We start from the raw sequence: 23,967 nt of genomic DNA on the forward strand, positions 1-23,967 counted from the left end.
CGTCGTATCGTTTAAATACTGAGATAATATGAAGGATATTTTGCTTTGCCTATTACTGTGGATTCCTTTTCTATCTCAAAGTCAAATAAATCACACTGCCCCTTTGAGCCGGGAAGACCTGAATGACTTTGGATTCATCAGGGATTTTACGATTCCTGTTTATGACAGCCTTGGTGATCTGTTCACCCAGCCCTGGGTAGGAGGAATGAACTCCTGCCAGTTTTCAGAAATCGATTTAGACCGTGACGGCATTAAAGACCTTCTCGTTTTTGACCGCCACGGGAACAGGATCATGCCCTTTATTAATAACACCAAATGCTTGGGTAGCCAATATACCTATGCTCCGGAATACATCATTAAATTCCCTTACCTTCATGACTGGGTCAACCTCGTCGACTATAACTGCGATGGCCTTGAGGATATCTTTACTTATACAACAGGCGGAATAAGAGTCTACAAGAATGTATCGGATTGCTGTGATTTAAAGTTTGAGATGGTGGAATCTATCTTATACAGCTTTTATTACAACGGATATGTGAACCTTTTTGCCCTGGTGGATGATTACCCTGCCTTTACAGATATTGATGGTGACGGCGACATGGATATCCTGAATTTCTGGACACTGGGCAAATATGTCAATTATCATAAAAATCTCTCTATGGAGAAATACGGCAATTGCGATAGCCTGGATTTCATCTTGACTGCGGAGTGCTGGGGCTACTTTGAGGAGAGTGAAGCTTCCAATGTACTGACTCTGAATATTTCCTGCGGCCAGGATGAGGATTCTTATATTCCACCTGATGGTGGCAACCGGCATTCCGGCTCATCACTTCTGGCCATTGATCTGGATGGCGATGCAGATAAAGATGTCATCATTGGTGATGTGGATTACCCAAATCTGGTCGGGCTGATCAATGGAGGCACGGCAGATTCGGCGTACATGATTAGTCAGGATACACTTTTTCCGTCAAATACCAAATTCCAAATACCAAATTCCAAACAAATTCCAAATACTAAATACAAGATCTCAAACACGCGTACACGCCCTGTTGACCTGATGTCATTGCCGGCAACGCAGTATCTTGATCTTGATAATGACGGTATAAAAGACCTTATTGTATCACCATCGGATCCATCATACGACAGGGCAGAAAATTACCAGAGTGTATGGTTATATAAAAATACCGGCACCGACACATCGCCGATTTTTGAATATTATCAGAATGATTTTCTCCAGGGCGAAATGATTGATGTGGGCGGCGGCGCATATCCGGTAGTGTATGATGTCGACGGTGATGGTTTGGAGGACCTCCTCATCGGTAATTTCGGTTATCTCGATTCAACATACTATTCTTTTGGATACCTCTATTTTATTTATCGTTCGCAGATAGCATATTTTAAAAATACCGGCACCGCAGGTGCTCCAGCGTATAAGCTGATCAACAGTGACTTTGCCGAAATTGCCTCACTGAGTATACAGGGTGCCTGTCCGGCTATGGCCGACCTGGACGGTGACAATGATGCCGATATGCTGGTTGGCAATGCTGATGGAACTCTGTATTATTTCGAAAATCTGGCAGGGCAGGGGAATACTCCTGTTTTTGCACGACTTGTTCAAAATTACCAGAACATCGATGTTGGTCACTACAGCACACCGCAGCTCATCGACCTGAACAGGGATGGATTGGTCGACCTGGTGATCGGTAACAAGGAGGGCACATTAAGTTTCTATGCCAACACAGGCACAGCCCAGGATCCACTGTTTACTTTCATCACCGGCAAGCTCGGTGGTGTCGATGTGAACAATCCCAACCTCTCTCTTGCTGGTTACAGTGTACCCTGTTTCTTTGATATGAATGGAGAATACCGCCTCTTTGTCGGATCTGAATTCGGTGGCATCTTTTATTACAAAGACATTGACGGGAACCTTGATGGTCAGTTCACACTTGTCGATCCCCATCTGTTATACATCAGCGAAGGTTACCGGACAGGTGTAACTATATTTAATTATAATAGCGATCAATACCCCGACATGATCATCGGCAACTGGGCAGGTGGTGTGGCCTTGTATAAAGGAGTTACGCCATCACCGGCTGATATGGAGGAGAAAACGGGAACTGCTGCAATCACGATGAAAGTGTTTCCAAATCCTGCCGGAAATATCATTACCGTCATCCTCGATGGTATGTCTCAGGCTAAAAGCAGTGAACTGCATGTCAGTGATGTTTTTGGACGTGAGGTGAAAGTCATTGACGTCGGCAGGGATCAGGGCGAGATGCAAATAGATGCGTCCGGATTGAAGCCGGGAGTTTACTTTATTTATTTAGTGATGGACGGAGTGAAGGCAGGTGGGGGAAAAATTATCATGAAATAGAGAAGGGAGAGGGTCTGATGGAACCAATATTTCGTCCCTACGGGACTCAAAAATGATTCTGCATATCCATTGTTTCTGCCGATATTACGTCCCTAACGGGACGGTGTTGTTGCATAAATAAACAATGGGCAATCGATTTTTTATTTTTTTAGAGGAATTATTGGAGAAATAGACATTTTGCATTTTCCTGCAAATAAAAAATTCCAATAGTTGTCAATTACAATTCGCATTTGTCCCGTAGGGACAATATATCGGTAGAAAAAAGGGATCCCCCCCAATATTTAAAGTCCCGTGGGGACAGGATATAAACGATAAATCCTCGGGAAAATATCCTGTCAAATTCCAACGGTATATGATTCAATCAAATTGATTTAAACAAATACCGTTCATCGAATTCAATATTGAATTTTTTCAAAAGCTCACGATATTCTTCGAGAAAGGTCTTTTTGAGGTGATGCCTCTCCTGCTCATGAATATATTTTATCACGGCCGGAATATGTGATTTACTGTATGAAAATGCGCCATAACCTTCCTGCCATGTAAACTTACCTTTGACAAACCCTTGCTCATTAATCCATCGAGATGAGCTCCCTTTAACATCCTTCATGAGATCGGATAATGACTGATGTGGCCGGAACCCAACAAGAATGTGAATATGGTCAGGCATGCCATTGATAGCTAATAGTTTATGATCGTTGTTCTGAATAATGCCAGTAATATATTTGAACAATTCATCCTTCCATCCTGGTTAAATACATGAGATTTTATTTTGGACCGTAAAAACCACATGTATGTGAATTTGTGTGTATGTGTTCGTCATGATTGAAATATTATGATTGCGATATTGATTGAAATGGTTTGTGAAAATATAAATAATTTCGTAAATATTTATGTCCCATACGAAACAAAAATGATTGGGGCGAAAACATTTCCGATATTGCGTCCCTAAAGGGACTACTATTATTCGGGGTATATTGTTTTCTACCAATATTACGTCCCTAACGGGACGGCGCTAATCGAGGGTGTGGCGATTTCTGACGATATCATGTCCCTGACGGGACTGCGGTTTTGGAATTGCCAATAAAGTCCAATCGATTTTAATCCTTTCGGAATTATTGGAGGATGAAATATTTAACGTTTTCTCGTAAATAATAAATTCAAAGGTTTGTCAATTGCAATTCGCATCTGTCCCGTAGGGACAATATATCGGTAGAAACAGGATCCCCCATAATTTATAGTCCCGTTGGGACGGGATATAATTTATGAGAGAACATATTGTTGCCTAAATGAAATTTTATATTTCGTCCCTAGGGGACGTGCATGATCATGGGGGAGAATCGTTTTTGATTCTCATCTTTAATTCATGTTATTAATACCAGTTGTATTAATCATTATCAATCTATTGTATCTGCAATTTTCTTGCAGGCTTTGTCGATGAGATTAAATGTTGCATCAAAATCTTCTTGATTTCGTCCGTGTGGGTATGGCACAGCTTTATTATGTCCAGGTAATAATACATTCATGAGATAGTCGACTTTCTTTTTGTCATTTTCATTTCTCGCATAAAATTTAACATCTTTTAATGTCCGATAATCTGTGACATAAATCTTATCAAAGTTGTCGAAATCCTGAGCTGAGAAAAGTCGGATTACATGTCCGGAAATATCGATGCCCTTTTCACTGGCATATTTAATTATATCCTGTCCCGCACCGTCACCGATGAGATGAGGCTCGAATCCGGCTGAATCAATGATGGCAGTTTTATGGGTTTGCCTGAGTTTTTCTTTAAGGATTCCAACGGCGAGTGGTGATGTACAATCGTTATTATGGCTGACAAAAAGAATTTTCATAGAGAATTGAATTAATGTGAAGATAAAATTAAAGATAATTTATCGAGTTCGATGGCTACAACGATTATTTTATTCAGATAGTATGAGTCGCACACCTGTCTTTGATAAAATGATTTATTATCTTACTTTAAGTTCCTTGCTTATAACAACATGTTAATTGATACTATCTTGTGATAAACAAAGATTAGTATAATGGGGTGTAACTTCAAAATCATAGAATGGGTAATCATATATCGGTAGTCTGATCTCAGTTTCACCAAGAGAATAACCATAGATGTTCTCGTACTCGTTTAAGTTTTCACCCATTTCATCAAGCTGTTGGAGGTAGTCACTTATTGATTTGGATTCAATGATAATGACCTTTCCCATTTGTTCAATAATAGGGCTATGGTTTCTGGTATGATCATAGTCAAATTTTAGTATTCTCCTGCCATCATGTGTTATCCCTATAACACGGAAGGTCATGCTTTTTCCAACGCCTGGAAGATTCAGAACATTTCTGTCAGTAGCAATAAAGGGTAAATCGAATGATGTTCTTATTTCGTTCAGGCTTTTATGAATCCCTGCAGGATCATTTAAAAATTCCCCCAACGATTTGACAATGTCATCGGGGAGTTTACCATATACCTTTTCTTCCTGTTGTTCCTGTACAATCCTGGCATTATTGACGAAATTGCTGTAATTTTCTGCATATCCTTTAACAGTGAAAGTATAGTAGGGCAGTACACCAATATCATTAAGGATTTTTCTTAACTTAATGGTATGTCCTCTTCGTGAAGTACTTGCAGTATATACCTGTTGGTTTGTGACATGCCATCCTGCTGATATCAGCTTTCTTATCGCCTCCTTCGACTCTGGAGTGACTTCCATTGGTGATTCAAAATGGGTTTGAATAAAGAACTGGCGTATTCCTATTGAAGAGGCTTTGTTACGAAAATCAGAAAGAATTTTGATCAACTTAGGCGTTATGCGTTGAGGCAGGTAAACAGGCAAACGGGTTCCAAGCCTAATCCTAAGTATTTCAGCATATTTCTCTCCATTTTTCCGATTCTTATTTGCTTTCTTTTTTTGCTCTGCCATTTCATAAATTGCATCAAAAATAAGCTTCAATGACATATCGCGGCTCATCAACGCATCACCTCCTGTGATCAGGATATCACGAATCTGAGAATCTGTTTCAAAATACTTCAGCAATCGTTTTAATTTTATAGGCCATGTTTCTTTAGGCCGAAGTTCATCCATTTCAAAGTTGAGGTGTCCACTCTGGAAATCATACATACGTTGGCATGAGGCACACAAACCGCCGCAGGCCCTGCCAATTGTGTCAGGGATCAGGATAGCAACTTCAGGATAACGACGATGTACATTATGATAATCAGGTAGAAGCCATCCTGCAGCATTAGGTTGATCAGGTCTGACGGTATCCTCCTTCTCCCATGCCACAATCTTTCCGAATTCATTGATTAATTGACGTGTATAAAATACATAACTGCGTATGGCCATGTCTGCTCCAACGGCAAAGTCAGGAGCTTTGACATTTAATAATGAAAGATAATAAGGATTTACAAAGATAGGAATACCTTTTAGCTCTGCATCCCTGAGGATTGACATAGTTGAGCTATCAAGCGAGTTGTCAAGCATTTCGTTAAGAAGATTTGATGAGCGTATCGCAAAGGATAAATGAAACTGCCAGTCATTCCACCAATCTAAAACCTTTTCGAACTTTGCCTGGTACGACATTCCATTTTCAAAGATGTACTTCGGGTGAAAAGATAACCCTTTGTCAACCCTGTCGATAATGATGTTGATTATCCGCTCCCGGTTTTTTAGCCGCATCCTGACAATAGCCGGATGCATACCGGAGGGATAACGTTCCATCCAATCCATGACCCGCTTTTTAGAGGGCATGACCCGTATTTTTGTGCCCATAAATTGATGAAACAGCTCGATCATATCTTTAAAAAACGCCGGGGAAGCACCTCCTGTGCCATCTTTGTAAGCCAGGTAGATGAACTTAAACGGTGTATTTTTTACCTTTAATCCATGAAGATTCAGGTCAACATAAGAATTCCCTGCATGGTCGAGGTAGTCAAGCAGACGGATAGCCGCTATATCCTGCCAGCCCAGTTTATGATATACGCCAGATAGATTAGCTTTATCTTTATAAATCTGATGAACTATTCTATTATTTTCGACAGATGATAATACCCATTTTCTTATCCGGTTCCTGAAATCCTCCACATTATCTGTTTCCTCTAAAAATCGTTCTATCAGCGGATTCTCCTCCAACAATTGTTTCAACAGCCGATGTGCTTTAATACTGATGGAAATCCGGTCTAAGGAATCACTCTCTTCAAATGAATCCCTTACATGGGTGATTCTCTCTTTCATGTCATTTCTAAAGTTTTCAGGGATCATAGTGATTTCATTATTGTCTCTGTTTAATAAAACGTTTTTTACGTTTTCTGTTGTTGGTAAAATACAATTTTTTTAACAATTTCCCAAATTTTATACTAAACAAAATATATTGAATATTCTGTTAAGTGTCTTGACGTGACGGTGTGAAAATCAGGAATCTTTTTCAGTTTAGTAAACAGAATTGATTTATCAGATTAGTATCTATTGTTCTGTTTTTTTTAATTTTACAAATCATGATTTATCAGTTGCTTTTCACGATCCCATGTGTTAAATTTACAGCGAAGAAGTTTGAGATATCATAATAAAAAGATTACCAGGAATTTAAATATTCAGAGTAATTGGGGCATAATTGAGATTGGGATATTAAAAATTATGATCATTCTGGCTTGACTTTATCAGATAAAGGATGGTAAAACCACTTAACCTGATTAATTCACAAACTATAGTTCATGACCAAAGTTAGGATTAAATCTGGCAATAATGCATATTCTATACGCATTTCATTTTGGTTTTTCCTGATTAGTAGGGATTTTCGGAGGTGTAATCAAGTGAGCGTGCATACTTTTCCCGGTCAGTTTCTGGCTTATAAACTTAGTTTGTGAATATTGCATTGTGGGTCAGCATGTTAAAGAACGACAATCTGTGTTCAATATTTAAACCCGTATTACCTCAAACAGCCTGAAACATCTCTCGAATGCCCATTTACTATAAAACTCTGCAGGTAATTCGATTTGTACTTTGGTTTTCAGTATTTTAACCCGGGCTGCTGCTTTTATCAGTTTGAGCTGTATGGTTTTCATTGTTGCCTTGCAATACTCTGTACCTGTAAGCACCTCTTTTTGAAGGGTGTGGATAAGCACATATGCGGCAGAGTGCATAAACAAGCGGAATTGGTTGGCCAAAAAACTGCTACATGACATGCGATCGGAAAGTAGGTATGTTTTGTGATCTTTAATACGCAACTCGGCTGCTCCCCTGGCACAATAGGCATTTTCGTACAGCGCTTTCGTCCTGATACATCGCATGCTACTTGTAATATAGCGGATATTGGTTCCCATACTGTTCACTTCAACCTTGACAACTACCCGTTGTGGGTGTTCCCATGTGTTGGCTTGATATTCAAAAGAATGATACCTCTTTATAGGCTTGCCGCAAGAGTTGTATTCGCGTTGCGCACTTTCAATGGTTATCATAGCGTTTTGGTTCAGCACCGCATTGCCGGCAAGGCCGGTAATAAACTCAACGTTGTTTTCACCCTCTGCCCAATCCATAAATTCTTTTGAGCAAAAATGACTGTCGCCACGCAGGATAATGATTGTCTTAGGCCAGTATTGCCGCAGATAATCAATCAGCCTTCGCGTAATAGCGAACACATTTACACTTTTGCTCCTGCGCCCGGGCTTAAGGATGGTGGTGATCAACTTGCCGGATAATCCCTCGTATATGTGCAGTGGCATATAGCAATTGTCGCCATAATATGTGTTGAACAAGGCCAGTTCCTGCTGTCCGTATGTTAATGCGCTTGTGTCATCGCAGTCTAAGATAATTGCTTCGGGTTGGCTTGTGTAAGAAGCAATAAACTGATCAACAAATGCTTTGGCCATATTGTATAGTTCTTTCCCGCCCAACTGATTCTCAAACCGACTCATCGTGGGTTGGGTTGCAAGTGATTGCTCCTGCTTTGAACATATTTTCAGAATGCCATCATTTCGCAGGGTGTTACAATCGTTGCCGTCTTCATATCCGGCGGCTATCTGCATGATGCGTTGTCTGAGCATAGCTTCTATACTATGCTTCACGTATCCCTGGTGACGCTTATCGTTGATACATGCCGCCAGATTGCCAATAAGTCCAATCTGGTTATCAACCTCATTGAGTAACAACAAGCCTCCATCATTTGAGACCTGCTCAAAATTGAAGCGGACTTCAACTTTCTTCCTGTTAAATTTCGATAGATTAAAAAGGGAGGGAAGCAAAAAATCTACCGATTTTTGCTTGCCGATTGCTTTTATTGAAGTAATTTTATGCATAGGGGATAGTTGATTGTTTTGCGACTCAAAGATATTCATTATCAATGAGATAACAAAAATTATCCCCACTTTTTTTAATTTTGTGAATTATCCAGGTTAAAACTGGAGGTTGGTTTTGAAACATTTTGAGACAGAGGTACGACTGGCCCAAAATATGAGCTTAATGGATGCCACCATGATAGGTGTTGGGGCAATGATTGGAGCAGGTATCTTTGTACTGATCGGTATAGCTGCCGGGGTTGCCGGGCCAGGATTATTACTCACTTTTATCTTAAATGGGATAGTTGCATTACTCACTGCGATGTCTTATGCTGAACTCGGATCTTGCTATCATGACGCCGGTGGTGGATATCTATGGGTAAAAGAAGGATTACCCAAATGGAATGGTTTTATTTCTGGATGGATGAGCTGGTTCGCACATGCTGTAGCATGCAGTCTTTATGCCATCGGTTTTGGAGCTTACTTTGAACATGTTTTACATGAACTTTCTGTAACGCTTCCGCAATGGGGTTTTCTTTCCCCTCAGAAGATTTTAGCCATGAGTGCGGCATTACTTTTTGGATATATTAATTTCCGCGGTGCGTCAGAAACAGGAAAAATTGGTAATCTGGTGACTATAACCAAAATCATAATCCTTCTCATTTTTGTAGGATTTGGATTAGAATTGATTCTGCGACAAGGTGACTGGCAGGCGATATTTCACCCTTTTTTGCCACAAGGTGTTGGTGGTGTTTTTAAGGCTATGGGGCTGACATTCATTGCCTTTCAGGGATTTGAAGTGATTGCCCAGAGTTCGGAGGAGATTAAAAATCCAAAAAAGAATATCCCCAGGGCAGTCTTTCTTTCATTATTGATCGTGATACCAATTTATTTACTTGTAGCTTTTGTTGCACTGGGCGCAGTTTCTCCCCAGGGCATGGCACCATGGGATTACCTGGCAAAACAGAAAGAGATTGCCTTGGTTAATGTTGCCCGGAATTTCTTTATTGGTGGAGGTGTGATGATCCTTGTTGGTGGTCTGATCTCCACAATGTCGGCCCTGAATGCCACCATATACTCCTCATCGCGTGTGGCATTTGCCATGGGCCGTGACCGTAATTTTCCTTCGTTTTTCAGTAAAGTTCATGCTAAAAATTTTACGCCTCACTGGAGTATTCTTGTGTCATTGGTAATAATTGTCTTTATGGCAATTTCTTTGCCTATTGAAGTTGTGGCAAGCGCCGCTGATATTATGTTCCTGTTATTGTTCCTGCAGGTTAACCTGGCTATGATACGTCTGCGTAAACAACGCCCTGACCTGGACAGGGGTTTCAAAGTGCCTTTATTCCCGGTATTATCTATAGCAGGTATTCTGATGCTGCTGTTCCTGGCTGTTTATATGTTCAATTATAGTCTGATAGCCTGGATCGTTGCGGGAATATGGATAACCATTGGATTTGTTGTATATCGCTTTTACGCTGCACACAGGGAGGTAGAACATATCCGTAAAGTGAATATCCTCGATAGGATACTCAAAAAAGAATACAGCATCCTGGTCTGTCTGTCGAGTCAGAAAACTTTAAATAGTCTGACAACCATTGCATTTGCATTTGCCAAAAAGTATGATGCCAAAATTATTTTTTTGTATGTGATTGAATTGCCTGAGGGAGTGAGGCTTAGTCCTGATCAGACAGAATTGGAACCTGCTAAAAAACTCCTTAATGAAGCAGAACGTATGGCTGAAGAAGCAGGCATATTTGCAAAATCCGTCATCAAGATTTCGCACAGGATCTCGCAGGGAATTTTGGATACGGCAGTGGAAGAAAATTGCAATTTCATTTTGACCGGCCGGAAGAAAAAAACAAGTGTCCCTGAACAGATCTTTTCATTGGTCCTCGACACTGTACTGCAAAAGTCTACAAACGAAGTAGCGGTTATTCATGGAAGTATCATTCCCGGAAATATCCGCAACATTTTGATCCCTTTTAACGATGACGCACATACTCGACTGGCTCTGGAAATGGCACCTGCATTGGTTGACTATTTCAATGCAAGATTAACCATCGCCATTGTTTTTAGTCCTAAAACAACTGCTGCTGAACGTCAGAAGAAAATTGACAGAATTAATGAACTGATAAGGGAGAATAAACTTCAGGCACAGATTGATGTGATAACGGATGAAGACATTCTGAATGGCATTCTGATAGCAGCCCAGCATACTGATTTGTTGGTAATGGGTGGCAGGACTGGGGTTTTTATCGAGTTATTTTTTGTCAACTCGCTGATACGGGATATCACTGAACAGGTGCCTTGTCCGGTTCTGTGGCTTAAAGAATATGAGAAAAAAAGATCATTTATGAGTTCTCTTTTTATACAACATAAAACAATAGGAGAAACCTGATATGAAAGACAGTTTACGTGATCAGTTTTTAGGTTTGACCAATACCTTTATTGAGTACATGCCGAATTTACTTGGCGGGATTTTATTGGTGATAATAGGTTGGATTCTGGGTTGGATCGTCAAGCGTTTGCTTATACAGCTGGCCATCATATTAAAGCTGGAGCGTCTATTTATGCGATATCGCTGGGGTAGTGATTTTGTTAAAGCCGATATACGTTATACATTTAATAATTTAATTGGCAATTTTGGTTTTCTGATTATTTTTTTAATTTTCGTCGATAATGCCATAATTGTTTGGAAGCTGACCATATTGGCAGATCTTCTGAGTAAGGGTATACTTTTTCTACCGAAGATATTAATAGCCTTGTTCGTCTTCGGAATCGGCTGGTTTATCGCATCCTGGGCTGCAAGATCAGTTCTTAAGACTTTGCACCGTGAAGCTATCCCACGTTCATCTCTTATCTCACGTTTCGTCAAGAGTGTGCTGATTGTGTTTTTTGCTGCGATGGCACTGGTTGTTCTTGATGTGGCTAAAGAAATCGTCATCATTGGATTCGCCACGATCATCATTACCCTTGGCTGTATAACCATCATTATTGTTACTATTGGTGGTAAAAAATTCATTAAAAATTTTGAAAAGTTTTTGGATGAGGAAAAGTCCGACAATGTATAAATTATCAATTTCTCTTTCTAATATGAAACATCAGTCTCTTATAGCTCACGGATGTCATCTCTGGGAGAGATGCCATCCGTTCCATTCAGGATGACATCTTTCAAAAAGATGGCATCCGTGAAAATGATAGTCAGAAGTGTTTCTTATTCATATTTAATCACCTCAGCCGGATTTGTCCGCGCCAGCTTGCTGGTCAGATAGATGACAGTCAACCAGGAAATTAACAGTGTCAATAGTAATGTAACAATGAATATCCAAGGCTGGAATCCTATTCTGAAAGCGAAGTTCTGCAGCCATTTATTCATTATGATCCACGCCAAAGGCCAGGCTATGATGTTGGCGATAATGACCAGTATGGCAAATTCAACAGAAATTTTCAGTACGATAGTGGTGATGCCGGCACCGAAGATTTTTCTCAATCCGATCTCACGGCGGCGGCGCCCTGCCGCAAAAGCCACCAGACCCAGTAATCCCAGACAAGCGATGAACACAGCCAGCACAGCAAACCAGAATATGGTCTTCCCGAAAAAGTCTTCATTTGAATACCCTTCGCGGATGTAGTCTTCAAGGAGCTGATAATTAAAGGGTTCAAATGGTGCAACCGACTTCCATTCCTGCTCAAGTGCGCCAATCATTTTTTCTATATCGGTCCCACCGGTCTTGACTACCAGATATTCATAGCCTGACCAGGGCTCCATGGTGATGATAAGAGGCCCTATAGGTGAGTGTAGTGAGGAGAAGTGAAAATCCCTCACCATGCCAATCACTTTATGAATACCGTCCCGCATGATATTCTTACCTGTGGGATCATCCCAGTTCAGTTGCCGGGCAAGGGTTTCATTAATGAGGAAGGCCTTTTTATCAGCTTCAGATTCCCTTGAAAATCCCCTGCCTTTGACAACAGGTATTTCCAGAACATCCAGTAGATTCGCATCCACATCCATCACATGAATCATAATCGGTTCTTTCATTCCTTCAGGGAGATATCCGTTCATCGTGAGCCCATGTCCCGGCACGCCGGTCGTGGCACCCACATCTATCGCACCGGGTACGGTTCGAAAGGCGTTTTTAACGACCTCATATTTTTCCCTGACCTTTTCACTGTATAAAGGGATCAGGATTATATTCTGTTTCTGGAAACCCAAAGGCTTGGTTTTCAGAAACCTGGTCTGGGTGAAGATGACTAAAGTGGAAAGGATCAATGCTGATGAAATAATGAACTGGAAAATAACCAACAGGTTCCTTATGACAAGCTTTCCTTTGGCAGAAGTAAAAACACCTTTTATGATTCTTGTCGGCTGGAACCGGGTCATGTAAAAGGCAGGATAACTGCCGGCAATGACCCCCGTGATCACAATCAGGGCGGCAAGAGAGGGGATGAGGAATATATTTGATGAATGGAAAAGATCTAATCGGGTATTAGTGAGCATATTGAACCATGGCATTGCGAGATTTACCATGGCCAATGCCAGAATGAATGACAGGAAACTGATGACCAATGATTCGCCAAGAAATTGTTTGATGATCTCTGACTTGGTCGCACCAACAACTTTCCGCATCCCCACCTCTTTGGCCCTGTACACAGATTGTGCTGTAGACAGATTCATAAAGTTAATGCAGGCTATCAGCAGGATGAACACAGCGATGACGGAAAAAATGATGATAGTCGGCAGATCGCCTTTGGTGTCGCTGTCATAATCGGCAATTGAAAAAAGGTGCACCTTCGTCAAGGGTTCCAGCATCAGGCTGAGAATAACACCATATTGCTTGTATTTGACATTTATATGCCTCTCCATGAAATCCGGAAACCTTGTTGCCAACTGCTCGGTGTTGGCCTGATTATTCAGAGCCACAAACGTATAATAATTCCAACCACCATCCCAGTCGAGAAACATATCAGGCATTTTATACAGTGTGCTGAAGGCTATCAATGCTTCAAACTGCAGCTGTGAATTGGCAGGTGGATTCTCGATGATGCCGGTTATCCTGAGCGGATTTTTCCCGTCAAGGGTTACCATTTCATTCAGTGCACCTTTATCTCCAAATATCCTGTGTGCGGTTTCTTGTGTGATAACCAGTGAATATGGCTCGGTCAGCGCTGTTTTGGGATTACCTGAGATAAGGTGAAAAGAAAAAACATCAAAAAATGATGAATCGGCATATACAATTCGGGCAATGTCATAATTGGTATTCTGTGAAGTAAGATAACCACCTGAAGGACTGGAGAGTCTCACCACATCTTCTACTTCAGGAAGTTCTTCTTTCATCGACGGTCCAATACCAGCCGTGGCAATGGCGGTTATGTCACTGCTTTCAGCCCTGTCCTGTTTGACCAGGACACGGTATATCCGGTCCTTGTTCTCATGAAAGCGATCATAGGAGAATTCATTGAAGATATATAAAAGGATAAGGATAGCCGCGGCAATGCCAATGGATAGACCAACAATGTTGATGACTGAGAATAATTTATTTCTCAATAAATGGCGAAGGGCAACCTTAAAATAATGGAAAAACATTATAATTTTTCATTTTTCATTCTTCATTTCCCTCCCTCTCAGAAATTTGGCTTCAGTGCATATTTATTATAGAATTCCTCAATGCATTTGACTGCCTCATCGGCTGTATCCACAAGCTGGAATATCTCCAGATCTTCAGGGGAAATCTTGTTGTCAGCCAGCAGTTTTTCTTTAAGCCAGCTGATGAGGCCGCTCCAGTATTCCCTGCCAACCATGACGATGGGGAATTTGACCAGCTTATGGGTTTGTATCAGTGTGATGGCTTCAAACATCTCATCCAGAGTGCCATATCCTCCCGGCATAACGATATACCCCTGTGCATATTTCATGAACATGACTTTACGGACAAAGAAATAATGGAACGAAAGGTATTTATCCGGGTCGATAAAAGGATTGGGTACCTGCTCATAAGGCAGTTCAATATTTAATCCGACCGATTTACCTCCCGCAAAATGAGCGCCCTTGTTGGCAGCCTCCATGATGCCGGGGCCTCCGCCGGTGATGACGCCAAAGCCTTTCTTAACCAGCAGGTAAGCCATTTCCTCGGCCATGCGGTAATATTTGTTGGTGGGTTTTGCCCTTGCTGAACCAAAAATCGAAACACAGGGGCCGATTTTAGCCAGATTCTCAAATCCGTCGACAAGCTCAGCCATGACTTTAAACACCGACCACGCATCGGTAGTTTTGATCTCATTCCAGTTCTTTGGCGTGATAGCTTCCCTGATGTGATCCTCACTGGTCAAATAAATATCATCACTATTCTTGTCAATCATAATGCAAGGTATTTATAATGCAAATGTATTCAATATTTTTATCGAAGCTGACCAGGCGAGGGATGGTTTTGTATTTTATCGCAGAGGGCGCAGAGGAATCACAGAACTGTTCAATATTCATCCCAGCTTGAGATGGATAAATCTTTCAAATCCACCTTGCAGAAGGAATAAATAAATGCCCCGGCCAGCCGCGCATTGGTGATGAGCGGAATATTGAAATCGACCGCTGCACGACGAATCCGATAGTCATTGTCGAGTTCTGTCTTGCTGAGGTTTTTCGGAATGTTGATTACCAGGTCGATCTTCCTTGCCTTCAGATAATCCAAAGTGTTGGGTTTTTTATCTTCATCAGGCCAGTGAAGAAGTGTTGAGGCTAAATGGTTTTTTGTGAAGAAATCATGGGTGCCGCCGGTGGCAAAGATATGATAACCCTTTTCAGCCAGCATGCGGGCGCTGTCCAGCAGTTCGATCTTTGACCGGGTTGGGCCACTGGAGAAAAGAACAGCCTGCTGCGGAATCGTATATCCTACCGAAAGCATCGACTTCAGGATGGCTTCATAATAATTGTCGCCGATGCATCCCACTTCGCCTGTTGATACCATATCAACTCCGAGCACAGGGTCAGCTTTCTGGAGACGTGCAAAAGAGAACTGGGACGCTTTGACACCGACATAATCAAGGTCAAACAGCGATTTATCGGGTTTTTCAACAGGTCTGCCGAGCATGATCCGTGTGGCTATATCAATGAAGTTGGTCTTCAACACTTTCGATATAAACGGGAAGCTCCTGGAAGCCCTCAGATTACATTCAATGACCATGACATCATTGTCTTTGGCGAGGAACTGAATATTGAAAGGACCCGATATCTGAAGGGTTTCTGCTATCTGACGTGATATTTTTTTAATTCTTCTTACGGTTTCGACATAGATTTTTTGTGGCGGGAAGAGCATCGTTGCATCACCGGAGTGGACACCTGCAAACTCTACATGCTCCGAAATGGCATAGCAGATGATCTCTCCATCCTTGGCGACGGCATCCATTTCGATCTCCTTGGCCTCTTCAATAAATTGCGAAACGACTACCGGATATTGCTTCGACACTTCAGTGGCCAGTTCAAGATAATGATCGAGCTCATTCTTATTTGACACCACATTCATTGCAGCACCTGACAGGACATAGGACGGTCGCACAATGACCGGGAATCCCACTTCCCTGGCGAATGTATGCACATCATCGATGACCGACAGCTCTTTCCAGCGGGGCTGGTCGATCGACAGCTCATCCAGCATGGCTGAAAACTTATGACGGTTCTCAGCCCTGTCAATGGAAAATGGCGAAGTGCCGAGTATTGTCACCTCCTGCTCCAGGAGCCGCATAGCCAGGTTATTGGGTATCTGTCCCCCGGTCGAAACAATCACACCTTCGGGCATTTCGAAATCAATGATGTCCATGACACGTTCAAATGTCAGCTCTTCAAAGTATAACCTGTCACAGATATCATAATCTGTGCTGACGGTTTCAGGATTATAATTGATCATCACCGACTGGTAACCTTCCTTTTTAAGGGTATTCAATGCATTTACCCCACACCAGTCGAACTCCACGCTGCTGCCAATACGGTATGCGCCTGATCCCAATACGATAACCGATCTCTTCGTCTTGTCAACTTCAACATCATGCTCGCTGCCGTTATAGGTGAGGTAGAGGTAATTAGTCTGTGCAGGATATTCTGCCGCCATGGTGTCGATCTGTTTGACAAATGGAAGTATCTTTTTCTTCTTTCGGTGTTGCCTGATCTTCAACAGGTCATCAGTGATATGATCTTTGTCACTTCTGAAAATAAATCTGGCGATCTGAAAATCCGAGAATCCCATTTTTTTTGCCGTCAGAAGCAGGTCATCCGGAAGAGCACTGAGCGAATGGAATGCAAGTAGTTCATTTCTGATATCAAAAATGTTCCTGAGTTTTTCGAGGAACCAGCGGTCGATTTTGGTCAGTTCATATATCCGGTCGATGCTGTATTGTTTATGAAGCGCCATGGCGATGACAAAGATGCGCATGTCGGTGGGTATAGCCAGCTCTCTGTCGATGAAGATATCTTCAATATCTTTATTGCCGACAAATCCATGCATACCCTGGCCTATCATTCGCAGACCTTTCTGGATAGCTTCTTCAAAAGTCCTGCCGATAGCCATCACCTCGCCGACGCTTTTCATGCTGGAGCCTATTTCACGTGATACACCACGGAACTTATCAAGATCCCATCTGGGTATCTTAACAACAACATAGTCGAGTGCCGGCTCAAAGAAAGCTGAAGTCTCTTTTGTGATCGAATTTTTCAATTCAAATAATCCATAACCAAGTGCCAGTTTAGCCGCGACAAAAGCCAGGGGATAGCCTGTGGCCTTTGATGCCAGGGCACTCGACCTGGAGAGGCGTGCGTTGACTTCAATAACCCTGTAGTCTTCCGACTCCGGGTCTACAGCAAACTGCACATTGCATTCGCCCACAATGCCAATATGCCGTATGATGCGGATTGAGAGCTCACGTAGCTTATGGTATTCGCGGTTCGTAAGCGTTTGTGATGGAGCCACAACAATGCTTTCACCGGTGTGTATACCCAGAGGATCGAAGTTCTCCATGTTGCACACTGTGATACAATTATTATAACAGTCGCGGACGACCTCATATTCCACCTCCTTCCATCCTTTGAGCGATTCTTCCACTAGCACCTGATTTGAGAATGAGAATGCCTTTTCAGCCAGGGCAAAAAGTTCCTTTTCATCGGAACAGAAACCGCTTCCAAGGCCTCCCAGGGCATAAGCTGACCTGATGATCAGCGGGTAGCCGAGGTGGTTGGCAGCAGTGAGAGCCCCCTGCACACTTTTTACGGCGACACTCTTTGGCGTTTTGACGTCAATCTCACCAAGCTTCCGGGCAAAGAGTTCACGGTCTTCGGTGTTAATTATAGCTTGTACCGATGTGCCCAGGACTTTCATTTTATACTTTTCGAAAATGCCGTTTTTGAATAGTTCAATGCCGCAGTTCAGTGCTGTCTGTCCGCCAAAGGAGAGAAGGATGCTGTCGGGCTTTTCCTTAGCGATGACTTTTTCCACAAAAAAAGGTGTGACCGGAAGGAAATAGATCTTATCGGCCAGCCCCTCGGATGTCTGGACAGTGGCGATGTTTGGATTTATCAGGACTGTGCGAATGCCTTCCTCGCGCAGCGCCTTGAGAGCCTGGGTGCCGGAATAATCAAATTCCCCCGCTTCGCCGATTTTCAGTGCGCCGGAACCCAGCACTATGACATTATTTATTCCTTCATCCATTTTTCCTTTGTTTAACCAGCCTGATAAAATCATCAAAAAGAAATTCAGTATCTACCGGTCCGGCGGAAGCCTCAGGATGAAACTGCACCGCCATCCAAGGCATGCTGCGATGTATAATACCTTCGCATGTGCCGTCGTTCAGGTTGGTAAAAGAAGATTCCCATTCCTCCGGAAGAGATGATGTTTCAACAGCATAACCATGGTTCTGTGATGTGATATAGCACAGTTTTGTCCCATTCCGGATCACCGGCTGGTTATGGCTTCTGTGCCCATACTTCAGCTTATAGGTCCTTGCCCCTGCGGCCAGGGCCATTAGCTGCGATCCGAGGCATATACCGAAAATTGGATAGCCGGCAGCATACAACTTCCTGATGTGTTCGATGGTTTTGGTGCACTGGGCCGGATCACCCGGACCATTCGACAGTAAAACGCCATCAAAATCCTCTCCCGCCGGATCATAATCCCAGGGAACCCTTATCACCGTGACGTCACGCTTCAGTAAACAGCGGATGATATTATTCTTGGTGCCGCAATCGACCAGCAATATCCTTATTGATCCTTGTCCATACACAGTTTTTATGGAAGCAGATACCTGGGCAACAAGATTATCCTTGTTGGGATCATAAAAGTCAATATCCCTGTCGATAATTATCTTTCCGGGCATGGCTCCTTTCTCTCTGATCTTCCTGGTCAGAGCCCGTGTGTCAATGCCTGCGATAGCTGGCACACCCTGGCGGGTCAGCCACTCCGAAAGGCTTGCAGAAGCATTCCAATGGCTGTATTTATCAGAATAATCGGCAATGATGAGACCGGTGACCTGTACTTTATCCGACTCAAAATTTTCAGCCAGCCCGTTTCGTAATACGTATTCAGGAACACCATAATTTCCGATCAACGGATAGGTGGCGACAAGTATCTGTCCCTTATAGGATGGATCTGTGAGGCTCTCAGGATACCCTGTCATGGCGGTGCTAAAAACTACTTCACCCGCTGCAGAGTATAACGCACCAAAGGAGCGTCCGTGATATACCGTTCCATCTTCCAGGATAAGCCGGGCTGGTAATGTTTGGTTCATGAATTGAAAGATAAAATTATTCTGAAAAACAGATCAGTTCAAGATTTTCCTGATATATCTGGCTGTATAGCTGGTTGGATGATCTTTCATTTCTTCGGGTGTTCCCTCGGCAATGATAAATCCACCCCGTTCGCCGCCTTCAGGTCCCATGTCAATGATATAATCAGCCATTTTGATGACCTCCATATTATGTTCGATGATCAGGATGGTGTTGCCCTTATCGGCCAGACGGAAAAGAACATCCATCAGTACCTTGACATCTTCAAAGTGCAGTCCTGTAGTGGGTTCATCCAGAATATACATTGTGCGGCCGGTATCTTTTTTTGACAGCTCGGCAGCCAGCTTGACCCGCTGTGCTTCGCCCCCAGAAAGTGTTGTAGAGGGCTGTCCAAGGGATATATAGCCAAGACCGACATCGTGGAGGGTTTTTATTTTTTGAATGATCGAAGGGATATTACTGAAGAATTCCACTGACTGGTCAATGGTCATGTCGAGCACGTCGTTGATGGATTTTCCCTTGTACCTTACTTCCAGGGTCTCGCGGTTGTAACGTTTGCCATTACATGTTTCGCACACCACCTGCACATCGGGCAGGAAATTCATTTCAATGACCCTGACCCCCGCGCCTTTACAGGTTTCGCAACGGCCTCCCTTCACATTGAATGAGAACCTCCCGGGTGTATAACCCCTTATTTTTGACTCAGGAAGCTGGTGAAAGAGTTTCCGGATATCATCAAATACTCCGGTATATGTTGCAGGATTTGATCGCGGTGTGCGGCCAATAGGCGACTGATCGATCTCGATCACCTTGTCGAGGTATTCCATACCCGAAATGGAACCATAGGGTAAAGGCTTCAGATCCGACCTGTAAAACTTCTTGCTCAGGATGGGGTACAACGTTTCGTTGATCAGCGAGGATTTACCGCTGCCTGAGACGCCGGTGACACAGGAAAGTATTCCAAGTGGCAAACGCAGAGTGACGTCCTTGAGGTTGTTGCCCCTGGCACCTTTTAAGATGAGATAATGACCATTGCTTTCTCTTCTTTTCGTCGGTATAGCTATTTCTTTTTTCCCGCTGAGGTAGTGGCATGTGATTGAGTCACAATCTTTCATTTCGGAAGGATTCCCCGTTGCTACAATACGTCCGCCATGTTTGCCTGCACCCGGACCTATGTCAACGACATAATCAGCCGAAAGAATGGTTTCTTTATCATGTTCCACCACGAGTATAGAGTTGCCCAGGTCCCTCAGATCCCTGAGAGCGCTGATGAGCCGCTGATTGTCTCTCTGGTGCAGGCCGATGCTGGGCTCATCAAGGATATAGAGAACGCCGACAAGCTGCGACCCGATTTGTGTGGCCAGTCGTATCCTCTGCGATTCCCCTCCCGACAAACTCCTTGCAGAACGGTTCAGGGTGAGGTAATCCAGCCCGACGTCCAGCAGGAATTGGATCCTCGTCCTGAGTTCCCTCACAAGCTCCCTCGCTATGCTGGATTTACGTTCATCCAAATGATCAAAGATGTGATCAAACCAGTGATAGAGGTTGATGATATCCATATTGGCCAGGTCAGCGATGTTTTTTTCACCGATTTTGAAATGCAGGGATTCTTTTTTCAGCCTGTGACCATTACATTCAGGGCAGGGTATCTTGTTCATGAAGCCGGTGACCCACTTCCTTAATCCTTCTGTTTCCAGATGGGCGTATTGGTTTGCGATAAAATTGGCTATACCTTCAAAGCTAAGCGAATAGGTTGATGTGATGCCCAGATATTCATTTTTCACTTTGAAGACTTCATCAGAGCCATAAAGCACAATATTCATAGAGTGCTGCGGGATGTCCTGTATCGGTGTATCAAGGGTGAATCCATACTTTTCGCCGATGGATTCCATCTGTTTATAGATCCAGTTATTTTTATATTCTCCAAGAGGTGCCAGACCTCCTTTTTTAATGCTTTTAGAAGGATCGGGAATTATTTTTTCAATGTCTATTTCGGTAATGACGCCCAGTCCATTGCAGTTAGGGCAAGCGCCATAAGGCGAATTGAATGAAAAGGTATTGGGTTCCGGTTCGCTGTAGGATATGCCTGATTCGGGGCACATGAGCTGCCGGCTGTAAGGTTGTGTGACCTGCGTATCGGAATCCATGACCAGTACGCTGTCTTTACCATATTTTAGACCCAAGTGTATAGCCTCAATGATCCTCTTTTTGTTGCTGTCGCTGACCATTATCCTGTCAATGACCACTTCAATGTCATGGATCTTGTACCTGTCGAGCTGCATTCCGAAGGTGATTTCCTTGATTTCGCCATCAATGCGGACTTTCAGGAATCCCTGCCGCCGCACCTGTTCGAATAACTCGCGGTAATGTCCCTTCCGGCCTTTCACCAAGGGGCTGAGAATGATGACATGACGGTCATTGTAATGTTCCAGAATGAGATTGACGATCTGGTCAGACGTATACCGGACCATCTTCAGCCCGGTAACATAGGAATAAGCGTCGGCAATGCGGGCGTAAAGCAACCTGAGGAAATCATAAATTTCAGTTATCGTTCCTACAGTGGAGCGGGGATTTTTATTGGTCGATTTTTGTTCAATGGATATCACAGGGCTTAATCCTGTAATCATATCCACATCGGGCCTTTCCAGAGCACCAATGAACTGCCTCGCATAGGCTGAGAAGGTTTCCATGTATCGGCGCTGTCCCTCGGCATAAATGGTGTCAAATGCCAGTGATGATTTTCCGCTGCCACTTAATCCGGTGATCACCACCAGCTTATTGCGCGGTATCTTCAGGTCAATGTTCTGAAGATTATGCACACGGGCACCGTATATTTCCAAATATGGTTCGCTTGGTAGCATAAATTTTTATATTCCCGGAACGTGAGGTGCACTATATCAAATCAATCACCTTCAGTGTATCTCCAAATATCGCATCCTCTTCAAAATCATTATTCTCCAGTAATTTGCTGTAGTTCAGAAATCCATCTTTCGGTAAATGAATGATATAAGTTTTATTCTGCCTGTTCTTTAAATAATTCTGCCTAAGCCAGGGATTTAATTCTTTTAATGCCAGGTAACTGATATTCTGTTTTTTCGCAAATTGAGCCAAATCGTCAACCGGTTTATTGATAGCCATAGTATCAGTCGGAATAGCCGGATAAAAATCTTTTACGCGGAGGAAATATCCATAATGAGTGGGATAGGAATAAATGTTTTTTATGGCGAGAATTCTGTAAATGTACCTGCTGGTTTCTTCGCTTAAAAGTAAATCGTAATATGACGTCGCCTTTTGTTTGTCCAATATTTCACTGATTTGTTGTATTCCGGCATTATAGGAAGCTGCAGCAAGAGTCCAGTTTTGAAATATACTGTAAGCATCACGGAAATACCTGCACGCAGCTTCTGTCGATTTCTCAATATGATAACGTTCATCTACTTCAGTGTTGATTTCAAGACCATACTCATTGCCTGTGGTGCTGAGAAACTGCCAGAATCCTGTTGCCCCGGTTGGTGATATCACATTACGCAGGCCGCTTTCGATCATGGCAACATACTTAAAATCATCAGGTATACCATACTTTTTAAGGATTGGTTCGATGACAGGTAGATAGCGGTGTGCACGCTTGAACATGAATAGGGTGGAGGAATGCCAGTAGGTGTTGACTATCAGTTCTCGATCGAGTGCTTCACGCACATAAAAAAGATCAAGAGGAACCGGTTCACCGGCAAAAACCAGTGAATCAGGAACAGGAGGCGATAAAATCCTGTTATTCCTTGTAAAAGCATTCCAGTAAGCCACGTCCGATGTGCCATCATGATGTGAGAAAATAAAAATTAATCCAGCAGCCAGCAGGATCATAACCGGGAAGCCGAAATAAAGTATTTTTTTTATTATCGTTTTAGTCATAGGAAAATCTGATCATAAATTGTAACGAACTGCCTGCATCATTATTAAATTAATTTCCCATATTGATCCCTGATCATTGATCATTGCATAATAAACGGGCTTTGAATATCTTTGAATAGCGGTGCGTTGTTATCTTTTTCTGCCAGGACCGGATTCTGAAAATTCCAGTTGATATTGAGGTCTGGATCATCCCATCGGATACTTCTTTCCGCATCCCGGTTGTATACAGTGGTGCATTTATATGAAAAAATGGAATCATCTTCCAGTGTCAGGAATCCGTGAGCAAATCCCGGCGGTATCCAGTACAGGAATTTATTTTCTCCGGTGAGAACCGCCGAACACCATTTACCATAAAATGGCGAATGCCGCCTGATATCAACAGCAACATCCAGCACAGCTCCTTTAATCACTCTGACCAGTTTGCCCTGCTCAAAGGGCGGGATCTGATAATGTAATCCCCGCAGCACCCCTTTCTTTGACATGGATTCATTATCCTGCACAAACATATAATCCATGCCGGCTTCTGCAAACCGCTCAAAATGGTAGGATTCATAAAAATAGCCCCTGTTGTCACGATACACATCAGGTTTAATGAGCCATACATCCGGGATATCTGATTTAATGATCTCCATCAAATTTCAA

Annotated in this window: 14 protein-coding genes; 3 read left to right on the forward strand and 11 right to left on the reverse strand. The window is 42.8% G+C overall.

The features are described 5' to 3' along the window. Positions 1-103: 103 nt before the first annotated feature. Positions 104-2,374: an FG-GAP-like repeat-containing protein gene (locus tag NT175_04280; protein MCX6233929.1), complete on the forward strand. Its 2,271-nt coding sequence runs from the start codon at positions 104-106 to the stop codon at positions 2,372-2,374. A gap of 361 nt (positions 2,375-2,735) precedes the next feature. On the opposite strand, the gene tnpA is transcribed toward NT175_04280, so the two are convergent. From tnpA to NT175_04300, 4 genes are all read right to left on the reverse strand, one after another. Further along, on the reverse strand, positions 2,736-3,104 hold the full coding sequence (tnpA, locus tag NT175_04285) for an IS200/IS605 family transposase (protein MCX6233930.1): 369 nt from the start codon (positions 3,102-3,104) through the stop codon (positions 2,736-2,738). A gap of 664 nt (positions 3,105-3,768) precedes the next feature. Beyond that, entirely contained in the window at positions 3,769-4,224 is a 456-nt protein-coding gene (locus NT175_04290; protein ID MCX6233931.1) for a low molecular weight phosphotyrosine protein phosphatase, read from the reverse strand. A 153-nt stretch (positions 4,225-4,377) separates the two neighbouring features. Further along, positions 4,378-6,615 carry a KamA family protein gene (locus NT175_04295; GenBank protein MCX6233932.1) on the reverse strand — a complete coding sequence of 746 codons (2,238 nt, stop codon included), beginning with the start codon at positions 6,613-6,615 and terminating at the stop codon, positions 4,378-4,380. 680 nt (positions 6,616-7,295) lie between these two features. Continuing rightward, positions 7,296-8,672, reverse strand: coding sequence for an IS1380 family transposase (locus tag NT175_04300; GenBank protein ID MCX6233933.1), 1,377 nt, complete (start codon positions 8,670-8,672; stop codon positions 7,296-7,298). Positions 8,673-8,835: 163 nt separating this feature from the next. Between NT175_04300 and NT175_04305 the strand changes: the two genes are divergently transcribed. Further along, positions 8,836-11,052, forward strand: coding sequence for an amino acid permease (locus tag NT175_04305; protein MCX6233934.1), 2,217 nt, complete (start codon positions 8,836-8,838; stop codon positions 11,050-11,052). A gap of 1 nt (position 11,053) precedes the next feature. Further along, on the forward strand, positions 11,054-11,725 hold the full coding sequence (locus NT175_04310; GenBank protein ID MCX6233935.1) for a hypothetical protein: 672 nt from the start codon (positions 11,054-11,056) through the stop codon (positions 11,723-11,725). Positions 11,726-11,868: 143 nt separating this feature from the next. On the opposite strand, the gene NT175_04315 is transcribed toward NT175_04310, so the two are convergent. The 7 genes from NT175_04315 to rfbC all read right to left on the reverse strand — a co-directional run bounded on the left by NT175_04315 (position 11,869) and on the right by rfbC (position 23,957). Then, on the reverse strand, positions 11,869-14,241 hold the full coding sequence (locus NT175_04315) for an ABC transporter permease (GenBank protein MCX6233936.1): 2,373 nt from the start codon (positions 14,239-14,241) through the stop codon (positions 11,869-11,871). A 38-nt stretch (positions 14,242-14,279) separates the two neighbouring features. Then, positions 14,280-15,014, reverse strand: a complete 735-nt coding sequence (locus NT175_04320; protein ID MCX6233937.1) for a TIGR00730 family Rossman fold protein — start codon at positions 15,012-15,014, stop codon at positions 14,280-14,282. Between the two features lie 110 nt (positions 15,015-15,124). Further along, positions 15,125-18,343 carry a carbamoyl-phosphate synthase (glutamine-hydrolyzing) large subunit gene (gene carB, locus NT175_04325; protein ID MCX6233938.1) on the reverse strand — a complete coding sequence of 1,073 codons (3,219 nt, stop codon included), beginning with the start codon at positions 18,341-18,343 and terminating at the stop codon, positions 15,125-15,127. Then, entirely contained in the window at positions 18,336-19,418 is a 1,083-nt protein-coding gene (gene carA / locus NT175_04330) for a glutamine-hydrolyzing carbamoyl-phosphate synthase small subunit (protein ID MCX6233939.1), read from the reverse strand. The genes carB and carA overlap by 8 nt, the downstream gene beginning before the upstream one ends. 33 nt (positions 19,419-19,451) lie before the next feature. Then, on the reverse strand, positions 19,452-22,277 hold the full coding sequence (gene uvrA, locus NT175_04335) for an excinuclease ABC subunit UvrA (protein ID MCX6233940.1): 2,826 nt from the start codon (positions 22,275-22,277) through the stop codon (positions 19,452-19,454). Positions 22,278-22,308: 31 nt separating this feature from the next. Further along, on the reverse strand, positions 22,309-23,325 hold the full coding sequence (locus tag NT175_04340; GenBank protein MCX6233941.1) for a lytic transglycosylase domain-containing protein: 1,017 nt from the start codon (positions 23,323-23,325) through the stop codon (positions 22,309-22,311). A gap of 80 nt (positions 23,326-23,405) precedes the next feature. Then, the gene (gene rfbC / locus NT175_04345) at positions 23,406-23,957 is read right to left on the reverse strand and encodes a dTDP-4-dehydrorhamnose 3,5-epimerase (GenBank protein MCX6233942.1); all 552 of its coding nucleotides are present in this window, start codon (positions 23,955-23,957) and stop codon (positions 23,406-23,408) included. Positions 23,958-23,967 lie beyond the last annotated feature (10 nt).

The sequence above is a fragment of the Bacteroidota bacterium genome (genome assembly GCA_026391695.1).
In the GTDB taxonomy this organism is placed as follows: domain Bacteria; phylum Bacteroidota; class Bacteroidia; order Bacteroidales; family JAGONC01; genus JAPLDP01.

Excerpts from the sequence above, each read along its gene's own strand:
- carB (MCX6233938.1), bottom strand. The coding sequence starts at position 18,343 with ATGGATGAAGGAATAAATAATGTCATAGTGCTGGGTTCCGGCGCACTG.
- NT175_04305 (MCX6233934.1), top strand. The coding sequence starts at position 8,836 with ATGGATGCCACCATGATAGGTGTTGGGGCAATGATTGGAGCAGGTATC.
- NT175_04295 (MCX6233932.1), bottom strand. The coding sequence starts at position 6,615 with ATGAAAGAGAGAATCACCCATGTAAGGGATTCATTTGAAGAGAGTGAT.
- carA (MCX6233939.1), bottom strand. The coding sequence starts at position 19,418 with ATGAACCAAACATTACCAGCCCGGCTTATCCTGGAAGATGGAACGGTA.
- NT175_04340 (MCX6233941.1), bottom strand. The coding sequence starts at position 23,325 with ATGACTAAAACGATAATAAAAAAAATACTTTATTTCGGCTTCCCGGTT.
- NT175_04315 (MCX6233936.1), bottom strand. The coding sequence starts at position 14,241 with ATGTTTTTCCATTATTTTAAGGTTGCCCTTCGCCATTTATTGAGAAAT.
- NT175_04290 (MCX6233931.1), bottom strand. The coding sequence starts at position 4,224 with ATGAAAATTCTTTTTGTCAGCCATAATAACGATTGTACATCACCACTC.
- NT175_04310 (MCX6233935.1), top strand. The coding sequence starts at position 11,054 with ATGAAAGACAGTTTACGTGATCAGTTTTTAGGTTTGACCAATACCTTT.
- rfbC (MCX6233942.1), bottom strand. The coding sequence starts at position 23,957 with ATGGAGATCATTAAATCAGATATCCCGGATGTATGGCTCATTAAACCT.
- NT175_04300 (MCX6233933.1), bottom strand. The coding sequence starts at position 8,672 with ATGCATAAAATTACTTCAATAAAAGCAATCGGCAAGCAAAAATCGGTA.
- uvrA (MCX6233940.1), bottom strand. The coding sequence starts at position 22,277 with ATGCTACCAAGCGAACCATATTTGGAAATATACGGTGCCCGTGTGCAT.
- NT175_04320 (MCX6233937.1), bottom strand. The coding sequence starts at position 15,014 with ATGATTGACAAGAATAGTGATGATATTTATTTGACCAGTGAGGATCAC.